Source organism: Galbibacter marinus (genome assembly GCF_000300875.1).
In the GTDB taxonomy this organism is placed as follows: domain Bacteria; phylum Bacteroidota; class Bacteroidia; order Flavobacteriales; family Flavobacteriaceae; genus Galbibacter; species Galbibacter marinus.
Window position 1 is genome coordinate 1 of record NZ_AMSG01000045.1, and the last position, 8,554, is coordinate 8,554.

Here is an 8,554-nt window from a genome sequence, read left to right on the forward strand (position 1 = left end):
CCATTGGCTCTGCCGTGGGTGGGTAGTTCACGCATGGTTTTGATCCTGTAACTCCTGTGGAAGAAACATTACGAACTTTGAATGATTTGGTCTCTAGTGGTAAGGTTAGATATATTGGCTGTTCGAACTTTGCTGCATGGCAGCTGATGAAGTCCTTGTCCATCTCAGAAAAACACAATTTAGAGAAGTATGTTATCTACCAGGGCTATTATTCTCTTATTGGCAGGGATTACGAACAAGAACTAATGCCACTGATTAAAGACCAAAATATGGGACTGATGGTATGGAGCCCTTTGGGCTGGGGGAGGCTTACTGGGAAAATAAAAAGAAATAAGCCCCTTGAAAAGGGGAGAATACAATCAGGGGGCGCGGTAGGATCACCTCCTGTGAGGGATGAGTATCTTTTTACCGTGGTAGATGCTTTAGAAGATATAGCCGAACAGACTGGGATGGGTATTTCACAGGTAGCCATTAATTGGCTTTTAAATCAAGAAACTGTAAGTAATGTTACTATTGGCGCAAGGAATGAGCAGCAGCTTATTGAAAATTTAAACAGCCTTGAATGGACCATGTCACAGGAGCATATCAAAAATTTAGATAATCTTACCGAGACAACACCCATTTACCCCCATTGGGTGGGTGCTCGCTAATGCAAGTAGGTGTTAAATTAAGGGTTGCAATAGAGTATTGCCATCCAGAGAAATACCTTAATAATAAGCGCTAATATACAGGTTTACAACCCCAATAGTTATTTACAAGCTTTGTTATAAGATTGGGGTTTAATTTGTAGTTTTGTGAAAAATTTGACCTAAGCAATATGACACAAATTACAGACTCTATCCTTATGGTGCGTCCTGCTCAATTTAGAATGAACGAGCAGACTGCAGTTAACAATTTCTTTCAACAGGATCTTGATATGACTCAAGATGCTATTACGATAAAAGCTCAAAAAGAATTTGATAACTTTGTAAATACCCTTAGAGGAGTTGGAATTAATGTGATTGTATTTCAGGATGATCTAGTACCAGATACCCCGGATTCTATATTTCCGAACAACTGGATCTCTACTCATGAAGATGGAACTGTAGTTATATACCCTATGTTTGCAGAGAACAGAAGATTAGAGCGTAGGGAGGATGTTCTAGAATTATTGGATAGCGAGGGGTTTTATATTGATGAAGTGGCAGATTTTACGTCCTTTGAAATGGACGGGGACTTTTTAGAAGGTACAGGAAGTGTTATTTTAGATCGTGTTCATGAAAAGGCCTATTGCGCCTTATCGGATAGAGCAGATGAAGATTTGTTTATCTACTTTTGTGAAGAGATGGAATACACCCCTGTTTGGTTTACTGCCTACCAAAGTGTAGGTGGAGTGCGTAAACCTATTTATCATACCAATGTTATGATGTGTGTGGGAGTTGATTTTGCAGTGATTTGTCTTGATAGTATCGATGATAAAAAGGAGCGAAAAAATGTAGTAAAGCACCTTAAAGATAATGGGAAGGAAATTATTGAAATCTCCGAAGGACAGCTCGATGAGTTTGCAGGAAACATGCTTCAGGTTCAAAATAATAAGGGAGAAACCTTTGTGGTTATGAGTGCCACGGCACAAAAGAGTCTCACAAACGACCAACGAACTAAACTTGAGCGTTACACCACAATACTATCTTCGGATCTTAACACTATTGAAACTTGTGGAGGAGGAAGCGCACGGTGTATGATGGCTGAAGTGTTTCTGCCAAAAAAATAGTATATTACAAACACAGATTAAGGAATTATGCTATCAAAAAAGACAAAATACGGATTGAAGGCCTTGACCTATATGGCAAGAAAAGAATCAAAAAACCCAGTGTTGATCTCTGAAATTGCCGAGGAAGAGAATATCTCCAAAAAGTTTTTGGAAATTATCTTACTACAATTAAAAAACAGTGGTTTTTTAGGGTCTAAAAAAGGAAAAGGAGGAGGTTACTATCTTATACGTGAACCCAAAGATATTTCCGTCGCAGCACTGATACGCATACTTGAGGGTCCAATTGCGATGTTACCTTGCGTTAGTTTGAACTTCTATGAGAAATGTGAAGACTGTAAGGATGAACAAACTTGTTCCATCAGTATTCTTATGATGGAAGTTCGCGATAGCACCTTAAAAATACTAGAAAATAAAACACTACAAGACCTCACAAATACCACATTACCACATCTGTAAATTGTTGTATTTCTTTACTAGGTAAAAAACTTATGTAATATTTTTGTTAAAAGCCTATAGGTTTACTAGACTATTAATATATTTGTCCTATCGATTTGATAAAATGTGTTATGGATTTAGTAGCTGTAAATAAAGAATTAAAAACAAAGTCACCAGCAGAGATTGTAAATTGGGCATTGGCTCAAGGTGATAAACCAGTTGTAACAACTAACTTTCGTCCCTATGAGGCTGCGATATTACACGCAGTCACACAACAGAATAAAGATGTGACGGTTGTATGGTGTGACACGGGCTACAATACCAACAAGACTTACTTGCACGCTAATCGCCTAATTGAAGCTTTGGGGTTAAAGGTGAAATTATATGTTCCTAAACAAACATCCTCCTACAGAGATGCTGTTATGGGCGGAATACCTGGGATTGATGATCCTCTACATAAAGAATTTACCCAACAAGTAAAATTGGAACCCTTCCAAAGAGCTATGAAGGAAAATCAACCCGATATTTGGTTTACAAACCTCAGAAAAGGTCAAACCGCCTTTAGAGATACTCTTGATATTGTTAGTAAAGGTGAAGACGGTGTTTTGAAAGTGAGTCCTTTTTTCTATTGGAGTGACCAAGAGCTGGATATATATTTGAAGGAGAATCAATTGGAAAATGAATTTAAATATTTTGATCCTACTAAAGTTTTAGAAAACAGGGAGTGCGGTCTGCACATCCAATAAACAATACACTTTTTTGCATAATGGAAAGTTGCCGAATGAGCGTTTAGTGCGCTTTAATTCGGCTTCTTTTTTTTAAATTAATATGTAGTTTTATGTAAGAAAAAATAAAACCTGCAAAGCTTATAAAAGCTGTTTACATATCAGTATTTTTAGTGATCAAAACAACCTTAAATGCTGATGAAATCTCACACTCTGTTATTCCTTTTATCGATGTTGCTACTGATTAGTTGTGGACCCAAAATTATCCAAGATCCTATTGTTTTTGATCAGCAGCGTAAAGAGCTCAGTTTGGACTATATGCAAAGCCATTATGAAATACAGCAACCTGAGCCAACGATTATCCCGAGAATGGTCGTGGTTCATTGGACGGCGGTTCCTACTTATGAGAAGACATTTGAGGTATTTGATCAAAGCCTTCTTCCTTCACATCGAACAGCAATCTCAGGTGCAAGTGCATTAAATGTTTCCTCACAATACGTTATCGATCGCGATGGAAGTATATACCAACTTATGCCAGATACACTTATGGCACGTCATGTTATAGGACTTAATCATTGCGCTATTGGAATCGAAAATATAGGAGGCCCTAAGGCGCCACTTACCAAATCCCAACTCAAGGCTAATACCAAATTAATTAAGCAACTAAAAAAGAAATATCCTATAGATTACGTTATTGGACATTATGAGTACACCCTCTTTGAATCTACTGATCTATGGAAGGAGTTAGATGCAGGGTATCGCACCAAGAAATCTGATCCAGGGGAGCAATTCATGCAAGATCTAAGGGCTAACCTTAAAGATTTAAATTTTAAACCACTTCCTAAATAATTATAAAATGCAATCTTTTAAAATAAAACTCATGAATCAAATGCGTAAAATGATATTGATAACAGTGTTGTTATTCGGGTCTTGTTTTTACCTTCAGTCACAAGAGTTTTACAACCAACTGTTTGAAAGCTATGACCACTACAAAGAGCATGCACTTCAGACCAGACGCTTTACCCACGATCAAATAATGCCCCTAATCGATGAGCTAAAAGGTGATGCAATGTTTGAAGTTGCTCAGGTTGGCAAGTCAATTAAGGGAAGGAGTCTTAATCTTATAAGCTTTGGGGAAGGGGATATCGATGTGCTGTTGTGGTCCCAAATGCACGGGGATGAATCCACAGCTACTATGGCGCTATTTGATATTATCAACTTTTTTCAGGGTGATGACTTTCAAAATCAGAAAGACCAAATGCTTTCTAAATTACGCATTCATTTTCTACCCATGTTAAATCCAGATGGTGCCCAGCGGTTTACTCGCCGCAACGCGCTAGATATTGATATAAATCGAGATGCGATACGTCTTCAATCTCCAGAGAGTAAAACTCTCAAAAAGGTTCGCGATAGCTTAGAGGCCGATTTTGGGTTTAATCTCCACGATCAAAGTACCTATTACAATGCCAGTCAAAGTCCTAAATCCGCCGCGATTTCGTTTCTAGCACCTGCCTATAATTACCAAAAAGATGTCAATGATGTTAGAGAGCGATCCATGAAATTAATTGTATACATGAACGAAGTGCTTGAGAATTTTGTTCCAGGTCATATTGGACGCTATAATGATGACTTTGAACCTCGGGCTTTTGGAGATAATATCCAAAAGTGGGGCACCAGTACGGTATTGATCGAATCCGGAGGTTATCCAAATGATCCTGACAAACAATTTCTTAGAAAGCTCAATTTTGTATCCATTTTATCGGCGATGCAAGCCATTGCTAGCACAGAATATTTAGAGAATACCACCGAGGAATATTTTACAATCCCAGAAAATGACAGAAAGCTATTTGATCTAAAATTAAGTAAAGTGTCGTATGAGTTATTAGGAGAGACCTATATGATTGATCTAGGCATAAACACCCCCCAGATTGCCGCTGAAAACGCTAAAGGGTATTATCAAAAAGGAAGGATTGCCGATTTAGGAGATCTAACGACTCATTACGGATATGAGTCTTTGGATGCCTCGGAGTACACCACAGTGCCCGCTAAGGTATATCCAGAAAGCTTCGCTACCATCGAAAAGGTTTTAAAATCAAACCTTCAAGAAATTTTAAGCCAAGGTTATGGCTACGTGGTGGTTGAAGAGTTTCCTGAAGATCAAGAATCAATTGGGGTACCGTTAAATATTTTAAAGGAACATAAAGCACCTAATTTTAGTCTTCATCTAGGAGCTAATCCTTGCTTTTTTCTTAAAAAAGACGGGCGTTTACGCTATTTAATTACCAATGGATTTTTAATAGATTTAGAGCAACCCAAGGCAAATTTTTCAAATGCTCTGATATATAATTAATTGATTAATAGTTTATTAAACTATCATAAAATCTCAAAATTAATTAAAATTTTGTATTTATTCCAGCTAAAAAAACTCTACCTTTGCGCCCTCAAAATAAAGGGTTTATATGACAACCATAAAAAATATTGCAATTATTGCACACGTTGACCACGGAAAAACAACCTTGGTGGACAAAATTTTACATCACTGCGAACTGTTCAGAGATAATCAAGAATCTGGTGAACTTATACTGGATAATAACGATATCGAGAGGGAACGCGGAATTACTATTCTATCTAAGAATGTATCGGTAATGTACAAAGGGACTAAAATCAACATTATCGATACCCCTGGTCACGCCGACTTCGGAGGTGAAGTTGAACGTGTACTTAATATGGCCGACGGTGTTCTACTTCTAGTTGACGCATTCGAAGGACCAATGCCACAAACACGTTTTGTGCTGCAAAAAGCCATATCCATGAAGTTAAAACCAATAGTGGTTGTAAACAAAGTGGATAAAGAAAACTGTACCCCAGAGGAGGTACACGAGGCTGTTTTTGATCTTATGTTTGAATTAGGAGCTGAGGAATGGCAGTTAGATTTCCCTGCTGTTTATGGATCTGCTAAGAATAACTGGATGTCAGAAGACTGGCAACAGCAAACTGAGAATATTGAGCCACTTTTAGATATGGTGGTTGAGCATATACCATCTCCAAAAATTGAAGAAGGTACTACACAGATGCTCATTACTTCTTTAGACTTTTCTTCCTTCACAGGTCGAATAGCAATTGGAAGATTGCAAAGAGGTACCCTTAAATCCAATATGAACATTTCCTTGGTTAAAAGAGATGGGACTATTGTGAAATCTAAAATTAAAGAATTACACGTTTTCGACGGTTTAGGTCGTAAAAAGGTGGATGAGGTACAGTCTGGAGATATCTGTGCTATTGCTGGTTTGGAAGGTTTTGATATTGGAGACACTATCGCGGATTTTGAAAATCCAGAAGGGCTTCCAACTATTGCCATCGATGAGCCAACTATGAGTATGTTATTTACCATTAATGATTCTCCATTCTTTGGAAAGGACGGTAAATTTGTAACTTCAAGACACATAAAGGAACGTTTGGACAAAGAGTTGGAGAAGAATCTTGCTTTGCGTGTTCAGCCTACAGATAGTGCCGATAAATTCATGGTGTTTGGACGTGGAGTACTTCACTTGTCAGTTTTAATTGAGACCATGCGTAGAGAAGGTTATGAGCTTCAAATTGGACAACCACAGGTGATTATCAAAGAAGTTGATGGGGTAAAATGTGAGCCTGTTGAGGAGTTGACCATTGACCTACCAGAATCGGTATCTGGTAAGGCAGTTGAGATGGTGACTATGAGAAAAGGAGAGATGCTCAGTATGGAACCAAAAGGAGAGCGTATGAATATAAGATTCAATATTCCATCACGAGGTATTATCGGACTTAGAAACCAATTGCTTACTGCCACTGCAGGAGAAGCTATTATGAACCACCGTTTTTTAGAATACCAACCTTATAAAGGGGAAATTCCTGGACGTAATAATGGTTCTTTAATCTCTATGGAAACTGGTAAAGCAATACCTTATTCTATCGATAAACTCCAAGATCGCGGTAAATTCTTTGTGGATCCAAACGAAGAAATTTACGAGGGTCAAGTTGTGGGAGAAAATTCACGTTCTGACGATATGACCGTGAACATCACAAAAACTAAAAAATTGAGTAACGTACGTTCTTCAGGAGCGGATGACAAAGCTAAAATTGTTCCTGCGATTAAGTTTTCATTGGAAGAAGCTTTGGAATACATCCAAAAGGATGAATATGTTGAGGTGACTCCTAAGACCATGCGTATTCGTAAGATTTATCTAAAAGAAGTAGATCGCAAACGAATGGGTAAACAAATTGGTTAACCCTAGATTGGACTTAATTTGATAATAAATAAAACGAATGACCTGAAAAATCATTCGTTTTTTTATTACTATTTTGAGTTTAGTTAATCGTAGTCTCGTTAGATGTCTTTAGTGATTTAGCGGCATAAGCTGCACCAATGATCCCAGCTTCATTTCGTGACTCTGCTGGAATAACCGGTACTTTGAGTTTTAAGTACTTTTTGTACTCATCAAAGTATTTACTACCTCCTCCGCCAATAATGAAAAGGTCTGGACAAAGTACTAAATCCACATAATTAAGCACTTTATTAAAGCGCTTGCCCCATTTTTTAAAACTCATGTTGTGCTTTTTACGTGTTGCATTGGAGGCAAACTTCTCTACTTTGTTATATTTTTTATAATGCAACTGTCCTAGTTCAAGGTTTGGAATGAGTTTACCGTCAAAAAATGCGCAGCTTCCCAATCCTGTACCAACGGTAATGGTAAGAACCAAACCTTTTTTTCCTTTCCCTGCTCCAAAGTTCATTTCGGCAATTCCTGCAGCATCGGCATCATTGACCACGACAAAGGGAAGGCCAGTTTCCTTTTCAAATAGTTCATCAATATTTACACCTACCCATTTTGGATTTAGATTACTTGAGGTAAGCACAACACTGTGATGAATGGAAGATGGAAATCCGCATCCCACAGGTCCAGTCCATTTAAAATGAGCGATGATCGCTTTTACAACCTCTACCATTGCTTGGGGAGTTGCAGGTCTTGGAGTGTCTATTCGGAATCGTTCAGTGGTTAATTCACCCTTATCGATATCCACAACTGCACCTTTCATTCCTGTTGCTCCAATGTCAATCCCTAAAACTTCCATGTAAAATTCTTTAAAACTATATGAATTAGAACTGTAAATTTACAGGATTGGTATTGTTAGGCAAATATTTTTATGGTTTTTGTACAAAAGCGTCAACTTGTCTTCAGGTAAATGAAACATAATTTTTAAAACAATTCATTCGCAGCTAATGCTATCGAAGGCATTATTTTAGAATAGTATGCCATATATTTTGTAAAGTATGCTTTATAAAATTGTATTATTTGTATAATCCCTCTAGTATACTTTAAGAATTTAGTGTATTTGAATAAAGCTTCAATTATAATGGAAGAAATTATTAGTAGAGATAGTTATCTGAACAGTTAAGGCCTTTCACAGGTAAACCTATTATCAAGATCCTCACTGGTCAACCTCGAGTGGGTAAAAGTTATAAGCTTAAGCTTATTATCATTGAGGTTAAATCCGGATATTCTGAGGCGCATATAATGTACATTGATATGGAGTTAGAGAAATTTTCCTTTATCAAGGGCCGCAAAAAATTAGATGATCAGAAAAGATTACTTACACAAAATATCTA

The 8,554-nt window shown here is 37.4% G+C and carries 7 protein-coding genes and 1 pseudogene; 7 read left to right on the forward strand and 1 reads right to left on the reverse strand.

The features are described 5' to 3' along the window. Positions 1-41 precede the first annotated feature (41 nt). The 7 genes and pseudogenes from I215_RS15240 to typA form a co-directional block, all read left to right on the forward strand. A pseudogene (locus tag I215_RS15240) lies at positions 42-650 on the forward strand (aldo/keto reductase); the annotation flags it as partial. A 167-nt stretch (positions 651-817) separates the two neighbouring features. Beyond that, positions 818-1,750: a citrulline utilization hydrolase CtlX gene (gene ctlX, locus I215_RS15245; RefSeq protein ID WP_008992888.1), complete on the forward strand. Its 933-nt coding sequence runs from the start codon at positions 818-820 to the stop codon at positions 1,748-1,750. A 27-nt stretch (positions 1,751-1,777) separates the two neighbouring features. Continuing rightward, positions 1,778-2,206 (forward strand): RrF2 family transcriptional regulator, encoded by a 429-nt coding sequence (locus I215_RS15250; RefSeq protein WP_008992889.1) that lies wholly within the window; start codon positions 1,778-1,780, stop codon positions 2,204-2,206. A 110-nt stretch (positions 2,207-2,316) separates the two neighbouring features. Further along, complete coding sequence (locus I215_RS15255) at positions 2,317-2,931, forward strand: phosphoadenosine phosphosulfate reductase domain-containing protein (RefSeq protein WP_008992890.1); 615 nt, start codon at positions 2,317-2,319, stop codon at positions 2,929-2,931. Between the two features lie 177 nt (positions 2,932-3,108). Beyond that, positions 3,109-3,759 carry an N-acetylmuramoyl-L-alanine amidase gene (locus tag I215_RS15260; protein WP_040460623.1) on the forward strand — a complete coding sequence of 217 codons (651 nt, stop codon included), beginning with the start codon at positions 3,109-3,111 and terminating at the stop codon, positions 3,757-3,759. A 7-nt stretch (positions 3,760-3,766) separates the two neighbouring features. Beyond that, the gene (locus I215_RS15265; RefSeq protein ID WP_237738983.1) at positions 3,767-5,260 is read left to right on the forward strand and encodes a M14 family metallopeptidase; all 1,494 of its coding nucleotides are present in this window, start codon (positions 3,767-3,769) and stop codon (positions 5,258-5,260) included. Between the two features lie 109 nt (positions 5,261-5,369). Continuing rightward, complete coding sequence (gene typA, locus I215_RS15270) at positions 5,370-7,175, forward strand: translational GTPase TypA (RefSeq protein WP_008992893.1); 1,806 nt, start codon at positions 5,370-5,372, stop codon at positions 7,173-7,175. Positions 7,176-7,254: 79 nt separating this feature from the next. On the opposite strand, the gene ppgK is transcribed toward typA, so the two are convergent. Further along, on the reverse strand, positions 7,255-8,019 hold the full coding sequence (ppgK, locus tag I215_RS15275; RefSeq protein WP_008992894.1) for a polyphosphate--glucose phosphotransferase: 765 nt from the start codon (positions 8,017-8,019) through the stop codon (positions 7,255-7,257). Positions 8,020-8,554 lie beyond the last annotated feature (535 nt).

Coding starts and splice junctions, on each gene's coding strand:
- ctlX (WP_008992888.1), top strand. CDS start 818: ATGACACAAATTACAGACTCTATCCTTATGGTGCGTCCTGCTCAATTT.
- I215_RS15250 (WP_008992889.1), top strand. CDS start 1,778: ATGCTATCAAAAAAGACAAAATACGGATTGAAGGCCTTGACCTATATG.
- I215_RS15255 (WP_008992890.1), top strand. CDS start 2,317: ATGGATTTAGTAGCTGTAAATAAAGAATTAAAAACAAAGTCACCAGCA.
- I215_RS15260 (WP_040460623.1), top strand. CDS start 3,109: ATGAAATCTCACACTCTGTTATTCCTTTTATCGATGTTGCTACTGATT.
- I215_RS15265 (WP_237738983.1), top strand. CDS start 3,767: ATGCAATCTTTTAAAATAAAACTCATGAATCAAATGCGTAAAATGATA.
- typA (WP_008992893.1), top strand. CDS start 5,370: ATGACAACCATAAAAAATATTGCAATTATTGCACACGTTGACCACGGA.
- ppgK (WP_008992894.1), bottom strand. CDS start 8,019: ATGGAAGTTTTAGGGATTGACATTGGAGCAACAGGAATGAAAGGTGCA.